This is a genomic window from Rhizobium sp. WYCCWR 11152 (genome assembly GCF_013087615.1).
GTDB classification, from domain to species: domain Bacteria; phylum Pseudomonadota; class Alphaproteobacteria; order Rhizobiales; family Rhizobiaceae; genus Rhizobium; species Rhizobium indicum.
Map to the genome: position 1 here is coordinate 566,325 of NZ_JABFCP010000006.1, position 17,750 is coordinate 584,074.

The following is a 17,750-nucleotide window of genomic DNA, read 5'->3' on the forward strand; positions in this document are numbered from 1 at the left end:
AATGCCCCTCAGCTATTGTTAAAAACCGGCCTTCAGCAGGCCCTCTCGATAAAGCTCTTTTTGCCAATCTTCCTTGAAGGGAACGATGGCGAGCCACTTCTCGACGTCGAAGACCGGGTTGATGCTTTCGGCTCGTTGCCGATGGAATAGCGCCCGTTTTCGATCGCCGATCATTGCGCAACTGGCCGCGGCGATGCGATGGGCCGGCGCTTTGTCTTTCATCGCCTCAACATAGGCGATGGCCTCCTCGTACTGTTCCAGGAAGAAGCTCGCTCCCGCAGCGCACCAGAGGTAGGCGTCAGGCGCGATCGGATTGAGCGAAATCGCTCTTCTGATCTTGGCGAGCGCGTCGCCGGGGCGGGATGCATGCACGAGCGTGTCGGCATGGCTGTAGATGACATCGGCAAAATGCGGGCTGAGTTGCTCCGCCAGATCAAGTGCGGCAACACTGGCATCGACATCGCCGAGATAGAGTTTGGTGACGCCAAGCTCGCGATGGCCCGCCGCCGATGCCGGGTCCCGCTCGATGGCCCGAAGCGCGTTCTGCTCCGCCAGATGCAGCAGCTCATTGTTTCCCTGCGCCGTCACGAGCCACTCGCTGGTGAAAGTTCTCGCCAGCCCGGTAAATGACGGAGAGAAATCCGCCTTATGCGACAGCGACTGCTTGAAAGCTTTTCGGGCCCGGCGGATATGCGGCAATGTCAATTTGCTCATCAGGCTCGAGCCGACCAGATAGGCGTGATAGGCCTCAGGATTGGCTTCGAAGCGTAAGCGCTCTTCCTCGTTTTCAGCCAGCTCGCGGGCCACAGACATGGTCAATTGCTGCGCGATCAGCCGTCTCTGACGCGGCAATATATCGGGCGTCATCGTAAAGCGATTGGCCCAGATGATCTCGTCCGTGGGAAAATAAACCAGCTGGGCGAACAACCCCTCTTCGGAAAGCCGTGTATCCAGAAGATAGGCGATCGAGTGACGGGCGACCACGGCAGCCTTCTCGGAGTCGCGGCGGATCTGGCCGGCCGTATGGGGCGCTACGATGGAAATGTTTCGGAGCGCGCAGAGTTCGATCGTCACGTCTTCGATCAGGGCGTTGGCAAGCGCAAGCCCGGCATCGGCATGTTTCGATGTCGGGGGAAGCAGCACCAGCCGAGGTAGGATCAGCGGCGCCTGCGATACGCGTTCGATGTCGGCAGTTGTCTCACCGCCGGCCTCGGAACGCTTCACCTGCACCCTGGTATGGCCGTCGCCGTTCGGCAATCTCTCGCTGAGGGACGAACCGCCGGATAGCCGGTGCAGCAAGGCTCTGACCTGCTCGTCATTCGGATCCCGTTCGAGGATCTGCAGGGCGGCGCCGGAAATGGAGCGCGCAGCGCCGGGCTTTTGCGCATCCGGCAACGCATCCAGCAATGCCTGCCGCAATTGCAGCGCCTGGGCGTCCCGTTGCGCTCTGATCCAGGCGTCTATCAGCTTTGTCGCTGGTTTGATATTTCCGATGAACCCACGCTGGGTCAGTTCGGCGATCGCGTTCAGCCGCTCCAGCGGCGAACCGCCGGCGCGAAAAATATCCAGATCGCTGGAAACCGCCTGCGTGTTGAGGCGAACCGTGGTGGCGGTGAAATCGAAGGGAATTTCGGCGCGTCCGCCGTCTGTCTCGCGGATGCGGGAAAGCAGCTTGCGCAGATTGAGCCGCGCCAGCTCGGGTTCGACGTCATTCCATAGAAACTGAGCCAATTCATAGCGGCTGAGTTCATGGCTCGCGCCGGCATAGAGATGGGCCATCATCAACAGGCCCTTGATCGGATAGCGAACCGGGTCGCCATTCGTCTCGATCAACCGCAGATCGCCGAATGTCTGCAGGTGGAGCACGATCCGTCCTCAGCTGTTCACACCCGAATCCTGCAGCTCACTGTCGCTGTCAGGCAATCCCGCGACGGCCAGGCTTTTGGCCAACGCCACCAGCTTTTGCCTGATATTCGGGTCTTCGATGGCGATGAATGCCTTGTTGAGCGCCAGCCCCTCCTTCGAGGACAAAAAGGTGTTCAATTCATTCGTCGCGCCGTCGATCGGTCCGGAGCCGCCGTTCTCGAAGAAAAAGCCGACGGGCACGCGAAGAATCTCGGATATGCGCTGAAGACGGCTGGCGCCTATTCTATTCGTTCCCTTTTCGTATTTCTGGATCTGCTGGAAGGTAATGCCCAGAAGTTCGGCCAAGCCGTTCTGGGTCATCCCGAGCGTCTTTCGCCGAACGCGCACGCGGTTGCCAACATAGACGTCAATCGAATTCGGCGATTTAGCCTTCATGTGAATAAGTCTCCCGCTTTATCAGCACGCCCGGCTGTATAATGGAGAGTTTAAGCAAGAATGCAACTAAAAGTAAATATTTCGTAAGGATTTTTTTCAGCAGCGCACACAGTAAAAACAACCTGTGGATTATCGCAGCCGCACCATTTGGCGCGGGTGCACCCGCGCTCTCTATCGCGCACTTCGCAGCCGACGAATGCTATCCGAAATCACTGCCGCTCCAACACCCTCTCTGAGAGGTTTTTGCGCAACGGCGATCATCGACTTGGCGAAAACGGGAATTCTTCCGACATACTCAAAACAAACATTGTCGAAGCCGGCATCCAGCAACAGCGTGCTCACCGTGTTTTTCGACCAGAACTTGATATGCCCAATGACGAGGCACAAAGGTGCCCAATTGCCGACAAGAAGCCAAAGATATTTAACGGATAAATGTATACTGCTGGATTTAGACAGCTCGATCGAAACCCCTTCTCGCGCGCCGGAGAAGACAAGCTTGCCCGATAATTCGTCGTCCGCATATGCGAAACAGCCGGTGGGGAAACCGCGGGTTCCCGTGGTCTTCTGGTTGCTGCTGACGATTTCCCTCTCGCTGGTCATGGGAACGGTGCTGCTTTCCAACAACATGAAACACCTAAAGACGGTTAGCCATTATTTTGGCTTCGATCTCTTTCCCCAGGAGGTCAGACCGCCTCCCCCCAAAGCCCTTCCCCGCCCCACACCACCGGCCACCTTCACGCTTCCATTGCATATCATCGAACCGCCGATGGTACAGACCGCATCGACTTTCCTGCGGACATGGCGGATATCCGGCGCCGCAATGTGTGCGGCGCTGCGCAATGCCGGCATCGAAACCAGCGACTGGGCGGCAGCGAGTTTCAACGCCGATACATTTGAATGCTTTTTCGAGCAGAGCGGCAAGCGGGAGAAGGATCAGCTCCCGAGCTCTATCTTCGTCATCGTTCGCGGCGACGCCGCCGGCACGATCAACAATATGCGCGTGAAAATCATCAATCCCGAGACCGATGAAAATGGCCAGCTCGATCCCGGCATTCTGCGAATTTTCGAAATCATGCTGCAGCAACCGCAATGGCTCGATTTTCACCAGACCCTGAACGCGATCAAGAATCTGAAGGACATCAAGGAAGACGGCTTCGGAGCCAGTATCGGCTTCACCCGCGAGGTACTCAATCCCGGGAATTACAACTTCACGCTCTCGCTGGATGCGACTTCAGGACCTCAGAAAAGTACCAGAAATTATTTTTCCGGCAGAAGATGGCTGCCGTTGCCGGACCCCGCAGTAGAGATCGACAGCGCGCAACCGGAATCAGTCTCCAAACCTCCCCATACCGAAACGCCGGCTGAAAGTCAGGAACAGCATTAGGTCTTCGGCTTCATGCCATGCACGGACTGATCACGCCATGTGACTCGCATCGTCGTGATGTCTGGCCATTATCTTGTAGAGCTCTTTCAAACTGTCCGCACTCGGCCGTTCGGTGCTGTCCCCACCCGCCAGACGCCAGACACGCTCGACATTGAGGTCCTGCGTGACTTGCGCAAGGTCTTCGTTCAGCGAGCGAATGACGACCTCCGATCGGCGCAACCACCACGACATTCTGACCAGCGCTGCGAACGGGAGGAAAATGATGCCGATGATGCCGAGAGCAAGGACCGCGAACTGCCAGTCATCGAGAAGAGACAGACCGCTTCGAACGGTCGCCATAAAAAAAACGGCATTTTGAAATGCCATATGAAAATAGCTCATCAGATAGCTGGACCAATCTTCCATCACGAGCGCCCTCCCCGAGCGGTTTATATCTTGGAATATGCTGAAAAGTCTAGCAGACACCAACAATATCCCCTGCCGGTGAAGTGTATATTTTAGGTTGTATTACCCTGCTGAATTGAACGCGAATCTCGTGATGGATCGGTGCCGACGAGTCCGGCCTTTCAAATTCCACCGCGGACATGAAAAAAGCTAACAGTGAGAGATAGAATGAATAGAAGACGTTTCCTCGCCTCGGTTCCGCTCGCTCTGTTGTACGTCCGCACGGGCCAGGCCCTGGCACAGGTGCCTGCCGCTGCAGGGCTGCGCGTCCTTGCCGACAGGAAGTCGTTCCGATTCGGATCGGCAATCGACCTGCAAAACATCAACGATCCCATCGCTGCCGAGATCTACATCGACAACGTCAATTCAATAACGCCACGAAACGAGCTGAAGTGGAATTCGACGGAAAAGAGACCGGGTGTTTTCAGCTTCGGCAGCGCCGACCGCATGGTTGCATTTGCGCGCAAAAACAACATGAGGGTTTATGGCCATACGCTGATCTGGTATCGCGTCCCGGGCTGGGTGTCTGATATCACCGACGCAAAGACCATTCAGGCGACGATGAACCGTCACATAAAACAGGTTGTCACTCGCTATAAGAACTCGATCGATGCTTGGGATGTGGTAAACGAACCGTTGGAGTATGATGCACCGGATCTGCGGGATTGTGTTTTCCGACGCCTTCTTGGCGACGATTATATCCGTATGAGTTTCGACATGGCGCACCAGGCCAATCCCGGCGCGACGCTGGTGCTCAACGAAACGCATCTGGAGAAAAAATCCGACGTGTTCGAACAGAAGCGCGCGCGTATCCTGAAAATCGTCGAGGATCTCGTCGCCAAAAAAACGCCGATCAATGCGGTGGGGCTGCAGGCGCATTTCCGCCCCGGCCTCGACCGGATCGATCCGGAAGGAATGGGGCGCTTTTGCGCTGCGCTGAAGGACATGGGTGTCGGCGTTTTCATCACCGAACTGGATGCATCCTGTCACTTCCTGAACCGCGACAAAGCCTTCACGCCGGCATCCTACGCCGATATTTTCAGTGACGTGATTACCGTTGCCGCCGAACATGGTGACTTGAAAGGCGTGACGGTATGGGGCATGTCGGAAAAATACGGCGAGCCCGATGAGAAAGCGACCGACCCCGCTGCGGCTTGCACGAAGCGCGTTAATCTTTACGACGAAAACAATGCGCCAAGAAGTGCGGTTGACGGTATCCGGCGGGCAATAGAGGCGATGTGATGCGCAAGACAACGGAGACGCAAACAGATTCATGAAAAAAGCCGTTATTTATGTGGAAAAATTTTTGCCTGCCAGCCAGGCATTTGTTCTCAACCAGGCGGTAGCGTTTCGTTCTTTCGAAGCTGAAATCCTTGCTGGCTCGCGAATTTCTTCGGCCCATACAAAAAAATCCACTGTTCCGGTTCATGACATCCGTCGGTCGCCCGTTGCACGGGCCGGTGAACTGCTTCTGAAAATCCCGCAGATCGGCCTTCCCTTCCTCTTTCCCGCGATCGGCAAAGCCGATCTCGTTCACGCCCATTTTGGCAAGAACGGGTATGTCATTGGCCCATTGGCACGCGCCGCCGGCAAGCCGCTGGTCACGACGTTCCACGGCTTCGATGCCACCTATCGCGGTGACCCGAAAAAGCCGGGCGGCTTCAATCAGGTGCGTTTCTTCGCCAAGGGCCGCAGCGAGATGGCCGGCTGGAACAGCTGGAACATCGCCGTTTCCGATTTCATCCGCGATCGGCTGCTGGCGCTCGGCTTTCGTGCCGAACGTGTCTATCGCCATCACATCGGTATCGATCTCGATCTCTTCAAAATGGAGCCTCGTCCGCGAAAAAAAGGGCTCGTGGTTTCAATTGCCCGCTTCGTCGACTATAAGGGCCATCGTTTCATGATCGATGCGCTTTCGCGTGTGGCTGCTGCCGGCACCCCTGTCGAATTCGTCATGGTCGGCCAGGGTCCCTTGAAGGAGGAAATCGAAGCACTGGCGCGTCGTTCCTTGCCAAGCGTCACGATCCATGAAAATCTGTCGCAGACTGAGATAAGAGACCTGCTCGCCAGTGCGGAGCTTTATCTTCATGGAAGCGTGACCCTCGACAATGGTCACGCCGAAGCTTTCGGCCTCGCCAATCTTGAGGCGGAAGCCGTCGGTACCCCGGTTGTCGCATTTCGCTCGGGAGGCGTGGGCGAAGCGATCGAAGAGGGGAAAACTGGTTATCTCGTGGAGGAGCGGGATGTCGCGGGAATGGCCGAGGCAGTCGGAAGGCTGCTCAACGACCAGGCTCTGTGGACAGCCTTTAGCGCGCGGGCACCGCTTCTGGTGGCCGAGCGCTTCGACTTACGTCGCCAAACGGGGATGCTCGAGGACTATTACAGTTCCGTGCTAGACGAATTTTCCAGCCGGGGTCGGACTTGATGGTGCAGACAGGAAAAAAGCCGAAGTGGGGACTGAATGTATTTCGGCCGCTGCGGAACAGCATTGTGACGGCCAAATGGCTCTACTATACGAAATTCTGGGGAATGGACATCGATCCGACGGCAAGCTTTTCCTTGAGCGTTCGTTTCGACAAGACCAACCCGAAGGGATTGCATATCGGCGCGGAAACTTACGTCGCCTTTGAGGCTGCGATTCTCACCCACGATCTCACACGCGGGCTCTACCTCCACACGAGGATCGGCAAGCGCTGCTTCATCGGCGCCCGCAGCATCATTCTGCCCGGCGTCGAGATCGGCGACGAATGTGTCATCGGCTCGGGCTCGGTGGTGACCAAGAACGTGCCGCCGCGCTCGCTCGTGGCGGGCAATCCGGCAAAGATAATCCGCAGCGACATCAAGATCATTTCGCGTTACGGACGCATGGCACGCGAAGACGAGACGGTCTCGCAGATCGTGACGCACTTGCCGACTGGAGAAGCACGATGAAGATGTTTGCCTACCGGGGGAAACACGAGAATTTTGGCGACGAACTGAACCATTGGCTCTGGGAGCGTCTGCTGCCCGGCTTCTTCGATGAGGACGAAAGCCAGCTCTTCCTCGGCATCGGCTCGATTCTCTACGACAATTTCGACCCGAGCATGCAGAAGATCGTCTTCGGCTCGGGTTATGGCGGCTACACCAACCCGCCGAAAGTCGACGGCAACTGGACCTTCTATTTCGTGCGCGGAAAGAAGACCGCCGAGGTCCTCGGCATTGATCCGAGCTACGCCATCGGCGATTCGGGCATCCTGACGCGCAGCTGCTGGGATGCGAAAAGCATCGAAAAACGTTATCCCGTGTCCTTCATGCCGCACTACGAAAGCGCCATGTACGGCAGCTGGGATAAAGTCTGCGATCTCGCCGGCATCCACTATATCGATCCCCGCTGGTCGGTGGAAAAGGTTCTGACCGAAATCAGCGCATCGCATAAGGTCGTCTCCGAGGCGATGCATGGCTGCATTATATCAGATGCGCTGCGCGTTCCCTGGCGGGCGATCCGTCCCATCGCGCCAAGCAATCGTGCCAAGTGGTATGATTGGGCGAGTGCGCTCGATCTGGAGATCGATTTCGATCCGATCGGCCCGTCAAACCTCGTCGAGGTCGGAGCGTCGCTGGTCCGGAAAAACACCTACCTGCTGAAGAACATAACGTTCCGCCACCGCCGCATCCGGCAACTCACCGGCAATTATGTCTTCGGCTCGACGGTCAAGACATTGCAGCGGGTGGCGGAGAAGCCGGGCCAGCTCAGCACCGATGCGTCTATTGTAAACGCGCACGAGAGAATGCTGGTCGAGCTGAACCGACTGAAGCAGGATTTTTCGAAGAAAACGGCAAGCGTCCTGTGACGCTGCAAACCGGATTCGTGACGAGGCATAAGGCATGATCCTTTCCAACTCCATCAACCCCCTCTCCTCCCGCAAAGGGGAGAGGCACTTTGGACGGGCGTGCAGCCCACTTAAGCGGTCAGTGTCCTTGATGTGCGGAGCCATTCGAGCATGAGCAGTGTTACCGACCGACTGATCCAGGGCAGCATGTGGCTGAGCCTGTCCCGCGCCATCGTCAACGGGCTTTCGGCGCTCAGCACCTTCGTTCTCGCCTGGTACCTCGCACCGTCCGATTTCGGTCTCGTTGCCATTGCAACGACGATCCAGATCATCCTGAGTTCCGTCACCGAACTCTCGCTCAATCAGGCGCTCATCCGCCACGAGGCTCCGAGCGAGGAGCACTTCAGCGCGGTCTGGACGTTGAGCGTGACAAGAAGCGCGATCCTGGCGTTGCTGTTTGCCGCCAGTTCCTATCCAATCGCCGAATTTTACAACGAGCCGCGACTGACAAGCGTCATGCTTGCCTTAAGTTTCAGCTTGCTCCTGAGCGGCCTGGCCAACCCACGTCGGGTCATGCTCCAGCGTGATCTGATCTTCTGGCAGGAATTCGTTCTCAACGTATCGCAAAAGCTTGTCGGCTTCGTCGTGACGGTGGCAATCGCTGCGATCTACCAGAGCTATTGGGCTCTTGTTCTCGGCACCCTCGCCTATCAGATTACCAATATCATCGTTTCCTATACCGTCTTGCCGTTCTGGCCACGCATAACCTTCCGGCATGCCCGGGAGTTGTTTTCGTTCTCGCTTTGGCTGACGGCAGGACAGATCGTCAACACGCTGAACTGGCGGATCGAGTATCTGCTGATCGGCAAGATGTTGGGTGCCACGCAGCTAGGCCACTATACCGTCGGCAACACCCTATCGACGCTGCCGACCCGTGAGGCCACGGCACCGTTGAACCAGACGATTTATCCGGGCTTTTCGAGAGTACGCAACGACCCGGCCCGGTTGATCGCAGCCTATCAGCGCGCGCAGGCGCTTTTGGCTGCAGTGGCGCTTCCGGCTGGAATCGGCATGGCGGTCGTGGCTGATCCAATGATGCGACTCGCCTTGGGAGAGAAATGGATTCCCGCCATCTTTATCGTCCAGGCGCTCGCATCGGTCTTTGCTCTGCAGACGCTCGGTTCCCTCGTCCAGCCGTTGGGCATGGCAAAGGGTCATACCAAGTTGCTGTTCATCCGCGACGCCCAGATGCTGGTGGTCCGCGTTCCCATCATCATCGTCGGCCTGATGATTGCCGGACTTCCAGGCGTCGTCTATGCGCGTGTGTTGACGGGTTTGATCTCCACCGCGGTCAATATGCTTCTCGTCAAGCGACTGATCGGCCTGCCGTTCTTCCAGCAACTCGGGGCCAACTTCCGCGCGCTTGCCAGCGTCGCATTGATGGCCGCCGGCGTCTGGGGGCTGTCACATGTCCTGAACATGCCGACCGATAAGCTGGGCCTGGCTCTCCATCTGGCCATACTGGTCATCACCGGCGGTATTCTCTATGTCGGTTCCAGCTTTGTCCTTTGGCTCGCGATGAAGAAGCCAAATGGCCCGGAAACCGAAGTTCAGCGTATCTTTGTCAAGTTCCTGTCAAAAGCCAAACGTATGGCCTTACCCAAGTCGGCCTAAAAGCTAAAACGAACATCAACAAGAGAGGCAGAATGACCAGCCAATCCAGAACGGAGCTGATCGCAAAACTTAATGGTATGATCCATGATTGCCTGAAAGACTATGTCTCACGCGATGAACCGCTTGCAATCCTCGATTTTCCCGACATCCGCAATTGCGGCGACTCCGCAATCTGGCTGGGCGAAATGGCCTATCTGAAGGATCGCTTCGGCAAACGCCCGGACTATGTTTCGAGAACGGCGGACTTCTCCGCAGATGAACTAAAAAAACGCGTACCGACCGGTCCGATTTTCATTCATGGCGGCGGCAATTTCGGCGACATCTGGGTTTCCCATCAGGATTTCCGCGAAGCCATCATGGAGCGTTTCCCGGATCGGCAGATCGTCCAGTTCCCGCAGTCTATCCACTACAGTTCACCTGAGCGCATCGAGCAATCCGCACGCGCAATCGCGCGTCACAAGAATTTCGTCCTGCTCGTGCGCGATGAAGAATCGAAGGAATTTTCCGAGAAGCACTTCGACTGCACCGTTCGGCTATGCCCCGACATGGCCTTCGCCATCGGGCCGCTGCCGGACAGGGCAACGCAAATTTCCGTCCTCGCCATGCTGCGAGAGGATGCGGAACGGGTTGGCGGCACCGATCGCAAGATCCCTTCTGATATTCCCGTGGAAGACTGGATCACCGAGTCGAAGCGGAAGGTGGATATCGCCAAGAAGTTGGGGGCAGCTTCGGCTTTCCTGGCACTGAAGCCGAGCGAAGTGGCATTGCGCAAGCTGGACGCCGCAGCGCACAACCGCTTCGAGCGTGGCATCAGCCAAATTTCACGCGCCCGCGCCATCGTTACCGATCGCCTGCACGTCCATATCTGCTCGCTGCTGCTTGGCCGGCCGCATGCCGTGCTGGACAACAGCTACGGAAAGATCCGCCGCTTCATGAATGCCTTCTCCGGCGGGACCGACCTTTCATACAAGGCAACATCGCTCGAAGATGGAATCGAGTGGGCGCGTCACCAGGCCGGGCAAGGAGCGCGCGGATGACGGAGACGCTGCGTGCTTGCAGGATCAGGAGGGTAATCCGATGACACTTGTCACCTTCATTATCCCGGTCCGACATCAGGACAATGCCCGCGACTGGAGCAGGTTGAAGGCAAATCTGACCCAGACCGTGGCTTCCATTTCCAACCAGACCAATGGGGACTGGCGCGGCATTATCGTGGCAAACGAAGGCGCCGATCTGCCTGAGCTGCCGGAAAAATTCTCCGCCGTGCGCGTCACCTTTCCGCCGAACGACCTGCATGAGCTTGGAAAGGGCAGCAAGGAAGACTTCCTCGATGCCTTCCGGGCAGACAAAGGCCGTCGCGTTCTCAGTGGCATGTTGAACGCCACCGACAGTCGCTTCTTCATGATTGTCGATGACGACGATTTCGTCAGTTCGCGAATCGTTCAGCACGTGTCCGAAAATCGTGACGCCAACGGATGGACGATCGACCATGGTTATATCTGGGACGATGGCGGCAACTTCCTGTTTGGCCATGACGACTTCAGCCATCTCTGCGGCACCTCATTGATCATTCGTGCCGATCTCTACGAACTGCCGCAACGCTTTGAGGATGCTTCGCTCGACTGGATCAAGTCGATGCTGGGCAGCCATGTCCGCATAGCGGATATTCTTGCGCAACGGGGAGCGCCGCTCACGAAGCTTCCCTTTCGCGGGGCAGTCTATCGGGTCGCCCACGGCGGATCGCATAGTCAGGCACCGAGCCTGCTGCGACAGTATTTCCTGAACCGCGGCGTACTCACCAAACCGCGGCGGTGGTGGCGCAATCTTCGTAAGCTGAGGATACTCGGCGAGGGTCACAGGCGCGAGTTTTTCGGCAAGACGCGGTCGAACCCCGCGTAAGCGCCGATCCCTTTCCAACATCGCACAGGCAGTCAAAATATGAAGCTTTTCTCTTTCGACTTCACCAAGAGGGTTGATAACTGATGTCGGATCTATTGGTCAGCGTGCTTTTTTCATCCTACAATGGCGCCAGCCGCCGGCTGCGCCATACTTTGGATTCCTTGGTGCGCCAAGAGCTTCCCCATGATCGGTGGGAACTGATAGCCGTCGACAACAATAGCAATGACGGCACGTTTGATCTTTTGGAAACCTATAGCGACAAGCTTCCCATCACCATCCTGCAGCAGCGCAAGCCGGGAAAGTCCGGCGCGCTGAATATGGCCTTGGATCGGGTGAAGGGGGATCTCGTCGTCTTTACGGACGACGATGTTCGTGCCGAACCGAACTGGCTGAAAGCGATCGTCGACTGCGCCGCAGCCCATCCGAGTTATGGCGTCTTCGGCGGCAGAATCGTCCCTGAATGGGAGAAAGAACCAAAAGACAGGTTTATCGAATGGATTCCGATGGGATCCACCTTTGCGATAGTCGATGACACCCAAAGCGGACCGTGTGACCCGACGAAAGTCTGGGGCCCGAATACGATCGTCCGGCGAGAGCTGCTCGGAACAAGCGTGCGCTACCGCGAAGATATCGGTCCTCTTCCCGGAAAGATTTTTGCCATGGGTGAAGATGCGGAAATCATCATTCGCCTGGCGGCCAATGGCGCCAAGTCCTATCGATGCGCCGAGGCCGTGGTCCATCATTGGATTCCGGCATCGAGCGTGACGGAGGATTGGGTACAGAAAAGAGGCGAGCGGCTCGGCTACGGCATGCCGGCGCTCTTTCCCGACGAGGTGCCTGGAGGGGTGAGGTTAAGCGGAGTTCCGCTTCCGACCTGGATCGAAAGCGCACAATGGGCCTTCCGGGCAGCAATGCTTTATCTCCTGCCGCGATCGAAGAAACGTTTCTGGGCGATCTGGAAATATTATTACATGCGTGGCTATCGCGCCGGAATTCGCCGATACGTTTCTCAGACGATGACGCAGTAATCGATTGCATAGGAGGCAGTAATTTGAAACTCTCGGTGCTCATCAAAAATTTATGGCAGTATTTGCGCCCACGCATCGACAGCGTTCTATCGCAGGCCCAAGACATCGGTAAAGGCGTGACCCGAATCGCACAGGGAAGCGACCAGACCGAAATGAGGTCCGGAGCATCACATGAGCAAAGTCAAGGTTACAATACTGTTCTCAACTTATAACGGCGAGAAGACTCTGCCAACGATGCTTGACGCACTGTGCGCTTCAACCCTACCGAAGGAAGAATGGAAAATCGTTGCGGTCGACAACAACAGCAGCGACGACACTGCAGCAGTCTTGAATTCCTATAAGGAGCGGCTTCCGCTGGAAGTTTATTTTGAGCCAAAACAAGGTAAGCAGTACGCATTGACTTTGGGCTTCCGCCATCTGGAGGGCGAACTCGTCATTTTAACCGATGACGATGTCATTCCCGCGCCGGATTGGATCGAGCAGTTTCTCACCTTGGCAGATGAGCAGCCACAGTTTGCCATATTCGGCGGCTTGATCACGCCCGAATGGGAGGAAAGGCCTGCACCGTGGTTAGTCAAGTATGGGCATCTGGGGATTCTTTATGCGCTAAATGGCGGTCTACCCGAGGGGCCGATTTCAGCGGCATTGATATCAGGGCCGAATTCGGCCTTCCGTCGTTCCATTTTAGGATCCAGCTATATCGTTCACGACGGCCTCGGCCCCGATGCCACCGTCGCTCAGTTCCCCATGGGTGAGGATACTGCTTTCGCTCTCAGGTTGGAGAAGAATGGAGCCAAGGCTTTTCACTCGCGGCATCCCGGGGTTCCGCACATTGTCAGGAAGGGCTATGTGAACGAAGGCTGGGTTTTGCGGCGCGGCGAGCGTTATGGCATGGGCTTGGTTATCGTTCGGCCGGACCTCTTCGACAGAAAAACGAAAATTGGCGGTCTGCCCATCGCTAGCGCCTTGAGATGGCTTCTGATGGTGCCGGCCAGCGTCGTCGTCAAGAGATTTCCGCCAAGCGGCGTTCGCTTCAAATTGCTCTGGGCGCAGTCGGTGAGACAGGGGATCCTGCGCCAATTTCTCAAGCAGCGATCTACGATGAATAAAACGATCTACTCTCAGGTCGGTGCCAAATGACAAAAGTACTAAACCGCGGCATCGACAGGAAGTGCTCCAGCTGCGGAGGCAGCGGGCAGGATTTTCGCACGTCAGGAGGCGAGTGGGTTTGATGACGGATCCGAAAATTAGTGTCATCTTTTCGTCCTTCAACGGCGCCAGCAGACGGCTTCAACAGATGCTGGATTCGATGTTGGGGCAAAACCTTCCAGTCGAACAATGGGAACTGATTGCCGTCAACAACAACAGTAAAGACGAAACACAGGAGCTTCTCGATCAATATGCAAAGAAGCTTCCAATTGTTGTTGTTAATCATACCCGCCCAGGAAAATCAGGAGCTATGAACGCAGCTCTGGCGATAGCTCGAGGAGCGCTGATCGTTTTTACGGACGACGACGTCGAGGCAGATGCGAACTGGTTGAGTTCGATCGCTGCATGCGCGGAGGCGAACCCGGATTTCGGCGTTATCGGCGGCCGAATTCTTCCAAATTGGGAGCATTATCCCCATGGGGATCCGCTGTTGGACTGGATTCCCATGGGATCAACCTTCGCCATATCCGACCAGGAATCCAGTGGCCCATGCGACCCGACAAAAATTTGGGGTCCGAACACGACCGTGCGTCGCGAATTGCTTGGCAGCAATGTTCGATTCCGCGAAGATATCGGGCCGCTTCCAGGAGGTCTTTTCGCAATGGGAGAGGATACGGAAATTGTCAGCCGCCTATCCCGAAGCGGCGTGAAAACCTATCGGTGCGCCGAGGCCATTGTTCATCATTGGATTCCAGCCTCTAGCGTGACAGAGGCTTGGGTACAGAAGCGTGGGGAACGTCTTGGCTATGGAATGCCAGCGCTCTTCGCCGAGGACATTCCAAAAGGTATAAGGATCGGGGGAATCCCCTTAAGAACCTGGATCGAGAGCGCCAACTGGGCGGTTCGGGCAGCCCTCCTTTATCCGTTGCCGCGATCAAAGAAGCGGTTCTGGGCCATCTGGAAGTGCTATTACATGCGTGGCTACCGCGCCGGACTTCGCCGATACGCACCGGCAGTAAATCATTCTGGTCGACTAGCGCAGGAGGTCGTGCATTGAAATTATCGGTGCTTATCAACAATTTCAATTACGGCCAGTATTTGCGCCCATGCATCGACAGTGTTCTGTCGCAGGTCTATCCCGACTTCGAAGTGATCGTGGTCGACGATGGCTCCACCGATGATTCCCAAGAGATCCTTGCTTCCTATGGCGAGCGGATCCTGGCGGTATTGAAGGAAAACGGTGGCCAGGCATCGAGCTTCAATGCGGGTTTTGCGGCCGCAAGCGGCGATATCCTCTTTCTCCTCGATGCCGATGATGCGTTTCTGCCCGGCAAACTTGCTCGTATCGCCGAGATCTACGATCGCAACGAGATCGACTGGTGCTTCGACCGGGTGACGACCGAGGAAAGCGACCAGCCTCCTGCAGAGCTGCAAGTGACACTGTTCGACAAGCGGGACACGCTTCGCAGGGGCGGCTTTCCCTCGCTTCCGGTTCCGACATCGGGCTTGAGCTTCCGCCGCAATCTGCTGTCTCAGATCCTGCCGATGTCTGTCGCGAAAGACGTTGTCCTCAGCGACAATTATATCAAGTTTGCCGCTGCCTTTCTCGGCCGCGGCGCCATCGTCGAAACACCGCTGACGTTTCAGCGCATTCATGAGTCGAACCGCTACACGGGCACAAGCAGGGCAAAGACACTGCGCCCGCGGATCATGATCGCGACTGGGCTGGAACTGGCACGCCGCTATGACGGGTTGCAGGCACTCGGCAAGAGCCTGGTTGCCGGCGGAATTGCCGAAACGACATCGCTTCTGAAGCTCCGGGGCGAAGCTCGCAACACGGTGGCCGGCGGTCCGTTTGGCGATGCTGCCGCGACCGAAGTGGCTTTGATGGCGGCGCGCAAGCGTTTGGGAAATATGCTGCGGAGAGGACAGTCATGAATCAGCAAGAGACTTTTCCGCATTCATCCGTCGGCACAGAAGCAGGCGTCGCACCACTGAAGATCACCGTTGGTGTGCTGACCTATCGGCGCCTCGACGGGATCGCCAAGCTGCTTGACGTCATGACGCGCCAGGTCAGGCACCCGGCTCGCCCCTATCATCTCACCATGGTGATCGTGGATAATGATGCGGCCGGCAGCGCGAGGACCACGGTAGAGAGCTTTGGCCAAACAGGTGCCTACGACCTGATCTACGTCATCGAACAAAACCAGGGCATACCCTTTGCACGCAATCGTGCACTGGATTCGGCACCTCCAGGCACTGACCTCTTCTGCTTTCTCGACGATGACGAATGGCCGGTCGACGGCTGGCTGGATGCGATGCTGGAGACACGGGAGAAAAACCGCGCCGATTGCGTCTATGGCCCCGTCCAACCAGTCTATCCCGAAAACCCGCCGGAATATTTCATCAAGGCAAGGGTGTTCGAGCGCAAGAAGAACAAGGACGGTCAACGCATTTCTTATGCGGCCTCGAACAACGTCATGTTCGACTATCCCCTGATCCGTTCATGGAATCTGCGTTTTGAAGAGAAGATGCGCTTCACCGGGGGCACGGATTACCTTTTCTTCAACCAAGCCATCCGCCGGGGCATGCAGGTCTTCTGGGCTGACAAGGCGCTTGTCCATGATATCGTTCCGGCCAGCCGGATGACCTGGAAATGGGTATTGCAAAGACAATACCGGCTCGGCAATACCTTCGCAGTCAGCGAGGTCCTGCATGGCAATCTCAAGCGCCGGATCTATCGCGCCGCCTATGGCGCCACGAGAGTTGTGCTTGGGCTGGTCATGCTGCCGGCGATCTTGATTTCACCCTATTGGGGCATGCGAGCTCTCACCCACCTTCTGCGCGGCGCGGGTATGGTTAATGGGATTCTCGGACATGCATACCAGGAATACAAGCCCAATGCCGCTCTCTGATATTGTTTACGCAGACGCCCTTGGAAGAGTTCTGAGCGTTATTATGTTCGAGCTGAAACATCACAAAGATTGGCTGTCCATGAACTTCAAGGCTTCAATCAACCGGGCCAAAAATGGTACACTTCTACTGAACTATCGTGACCCAATCGCTGTTCGAACAGAACGGTTTTCGCCCTTATCCATCGGTCAAATGTAGGAGATGCCTGTTTATGACTGAGAAAAAATTGAAGGTTCTCGCTGCCTCGTCGGGAGGCGGCCACTGGGAACAGCTGATGGCCATGCGCGGCGCATTCGATGGCTGCGATATCGTCTTTGCAACGACCATCCCGGGACTGCTTGCAAAATACGACATTCGGGGCGGACTAGTCCTTCCCGATTGCAGCCGCGACTCGATTACCATGTCGATCCGGTGCTTTTTCACCGCCTTCTCCATCGTCATCAAGCACAGGCCCGACGTCATCATCTCGACCGGTGCCGCACCCGGCCTTTTTTGCCTGCTGGCCGGCAAATTGACGGGCAAGCGGACGATCTGGATCGATAGCGTCGCCAATGTGGAGAAGCTGTCCCTATCGGGTAAATTGGCCGGCCATATTGCGACGCTCTGGCTCACGCAATGGCAACATCTGTCGAGGCCGGATGGCCCCCACTACGCAGGAGCTGTCCTTTGATCCTTGTCACCGTCGGAACGCAGCTGCCGTTTGATCGCCTCGTCAAGGCTGTCGACACCTTCGCAAACGAACTGTCGAAACCGGTTCTGGCGCAGATCGGCAAGGGCACCTACACGCCACAGAATATGAAATGGATCAAGAATATCGAGCCCAAGGACTTTGACAACGTCTTTCGCGATGCAAGTGTCATCGTCTCTCATGCGGGAATTGGCACCGTGCTTACGGCCAAGCGTTTTGGAAAGCCGATCATTCTCGTTCCCCGGCAGGCGGCTCTCGGCGAGCACCGAAACGATCATCAGCTCGCCACCGTGAGCCAGCTCGTGGGCCGGCCGGGCATCTATGTCGCACACACCGATGACGATCTCCGGAACTATCTGCTCGAAGAGCTGGATAGCCCATCTCACGAAGATTCGTCGGAGGCCGGTCGGGCTTCACTGGTGACCTACCTGAAAAACTATATTACGGCAGTCTGACCCCGA

At 56.6% G+C, this 17,750-nt stretch carries 18 protein-coding genes and 1 pseudogene; 15 read left to right on the top strand and 4 right to left on the bottom strand.

The window, feature by feature from the left end; all coding sequences use genetic code 11:
* Nucleotides 1-18: 18 nt before the first annotated feature.
* The 3 genes and pseudogenes from G9X67_RS08660 to G9X67_RS08670 all read right to left on the bottom strand — a co-directional run.
* A complete protein-coding gene (locus G9X67_RS08660; protein WP_171598492.1) occupies nucleotides 19-1,866 on the bottom strand; it encodes a peptide antibiotic resistance protein in 1,848 nt (615 codons plus the stop codon).
* A 9-nt stretch (nucleotides 1,867-1,875) separates the two neighbouring features.
* On the bottom strand, nucleotides 1,876-2,301 hold the full coding sequence (locus G9X67_RS08665; protein ID WP_171598493.1) for a helix-turn-helix transcriptional regulator: 426 nt from the start codon (nucleotides 2,299-2,301) through the stop codon (nucleotides 1,876-1,878).
* Between the two features lie 171 nt (nucleotides 2,302-2,472).
* Nucleotides 2,473-2,673: pseudogene (locus G9X67_RS08670) on the bottom strand (hypothetical protein); the annotation flags it as partial.
* Nucleotides 2,674-2,797: 124 nt separating this feature from the next.
* Here G9X67_RS08670 and G9X67_RS08675 point away from each other — a divergent pair.
* Nucleotides 2,798-3,685: a DUF6030 family protein gene (locus G9X67_RS08675; protein WP_171598495.1), complete on the top strand. Its 888-nt coding sequence runs from the start codon at nucleotides 2,798-2,800 to the stop codon at nucleotides 3,683-3,685.
* 30 nt (nucleotides 3,686-3,715) lie between these two features.
* Here G9X67_RS08675 and G9X67_RS08680 read toward each other — a convergent pair whose 3' ends face one another.
* On the bottom strand, nucleotides 3,716-4,156 hold the full coding sequence (locus tag G9X67_RS08680) for a hypothetical protein (protein ID WP_171598496.1): 441 nt from the start codon (nucleotides 4,154-4,156) through the stop codon (nucleotides 3,716-3,718).
* Nucleotides 4,157-4,297: 141 nt separating this feature from the next.
* Here G9X67_RS08680 and G9X67_RS08685 point away from each other — a divergent pair, with 141 nt between their 5' ends.
* The 14 genes from G9X67_RS08685 (at nucleotide 4,298) to G9X67_RS08750 (ending at nucleotide 17,744) form a co-directional block, all read left to right on the top strand.
* A complete protein-coding gene (locus tag G9X67_RS08685; RefSeq protein WP_171598497.1) occupies nucleotides 4,298-5,371 on the top strand; it encodes an endo-1,4-beta-xylanase in 1,074 nt (357 codons plus the stop codon).
* A 31-nt stretch (nucleotides 5,372-5,402) separates the two neighbouring features.
* Nucleotides 5,403-6,554 (top strand): glycosyltransferase, encoded by a 1,152-nt coding sequence (locus G9X67_RS08690; RefSeq protein ID WP_003542111.1) that lies wholly within the window; start codon nucleotides 5,403-5,405, stop codon nucleotides 6,552-6,554.
* Nucleotides 6,554-7,060, top strand: a complete 507-nt coding sequence (locus G9X67_RS08695; protein WP_003542119.1) for an acyltransferase — start codon at nucleotides 6,554-6,556, stop codon at nucleotides 7,058-7,060. The genes G9X67_RS08690 and G9X67_RS08695 overlap by 1 nt, the downstream gene beginning before the upstream one ends.
* Nucleotides 7,057-7,959, top strand: a complete 903-nt coding sequence (gene pssM / locus G9X67_RS08700) for an exopolysaccharide glucosyl ketal-pyruvate-transferase (RefSeq protein ID WP_171598498.1) — start codon at nucleotides 7,057-7,059, stop codon at nucleotides 7,957-7,959. The genes G9X67_RS08695 and pssM overlap by 4 nt, the downstream gene beginning before the upstream one ends.
* Nucleotides 7,960-8,109: 150 nt before the next feature.
* Nucleotides 8,110-9,612, top strand: coding sequence for a lipopolysaccharide biosynthesis protein (locus tag G9X67_RS08705; RefSeq protein ID WP_171598499.1), 1,503 nt, complete (start codon nucleotides 8,110-8,112; stop codon nucleotides 9,610-9,612).
* Nucleotides 9,613-9,644: 32 nt separating this feature from the next.
* Entirely contained in the window at nucleotides 9,645-10,649 is a 1,005-nt protein-coding gene (locus tag G9X67_RS08710; protein WP_003561855.1) for a polysaccharide pyruvyl transferase family protein, read from the top strand.
* Between the two features lie 40 nt (nucleotides 10,650-10,689).
* The gene (locus tag G9X67_RS08715) at nucleotides 10,690-11,511 is read left to right on the top strand and encodes a galactosyl transferase (protein WP_171598500.1); all 822 of its coding nucleotides are present in this window, start codon (nucleotides 10,690-10,692) and stop codon (nucleotides 11,509-11,511) included.
* An 83-nt stretch (nucleotides 11,512-11,594) separates the two neighbouring features.
* Nucleotides 11,595-12,539, top strand: coding sequence for a glycosyltransferase (locus G9X67_RS08720; RefSeq protein ID WP_017961657.1), 945 nt, complete (start codon nucleotides 11,595-11,597; stop codon nucleotides 12,537-12,539).
* A 171-nt stretch (nucleotides 12,540-12,710) separates the two neighbouring features.
* A complete protein-coding gene (locus G9X67_RS08725; RefSeq protein ID WP_171598501.1) occupies nucleotides 12,711-13,679 on the top strand; it encodes a glycosyltransferase in 969 nt (322 codons plus the stop codon).
* 91 nt (nucleotides 13,680-13,770) lie between these two features.
* Nucleotides 13,771-14,745, top strand: coding sequence for a glycosyltransferase family 2 protein (locus G9X67_RS08730; RefSeq protein WP_171598502.1), 975 nt, complete (start codon nucleotides 13,771-13,773; stop codon nucleotides 14,743-14,745).
* Entirely contained in the window at nucleotides 14,742-15,626 is an 885-nt protein-coding gene (locus tag G9X67_RS08735) for a glycosyltransferase family 2 protein (protein ID WP_171598503.1), read from the top strand. Before G9X67_RS08730 ends, G9X67_RS08735 begins: the two co-directional genes overlap by 4 nt.
* A complete protein-coding gene (locus G9X67_RS08740) occupies nucleotides 15,623-16,603 on the top strand; it encodes a glycosyltransferase family A protein (protein WP_171598504.1) in 981 nt (326 codons plus the stop codon). Before G9X67_RS08735 ends, G9X67_RS08740 begins: the two co-directional genes overlap by 4 nt.
* A gap of 209 nt (nucleotides 16,604-16,812) precedes the next feature.
* Nucleotides 16,813-17,271 (top strand): glucuronosyltransferase, encoded by a 459-nt coding sequence (locus tag G9X67_RS08745; protein ID WP_129421574.1) that lies wholly within the window; start codon nucleotides 16,813-16,815, stop codon nucleotides 17,269-17,271.
* Nucleotides 17,268-17,744 carry a glycosyltransferase gene (locus G9X67_RS08750; protein ID WP_017961662.1) on the top strand — a complete coding sequence of 159 codons (477 nt, stop codon included), beginning with the start codon at nucleotides 17,268-17,270 and terminating at the stop codon, nucleotides 17,742-17,744. Before G9X67_RS08745 ends, G9X67_RS08750 begins: the two co-directional genes overlap by 4 nt.
* The last annotated feature ends 6 nt before the right edge of the window (nucleotides 17,745-17,750 follow it).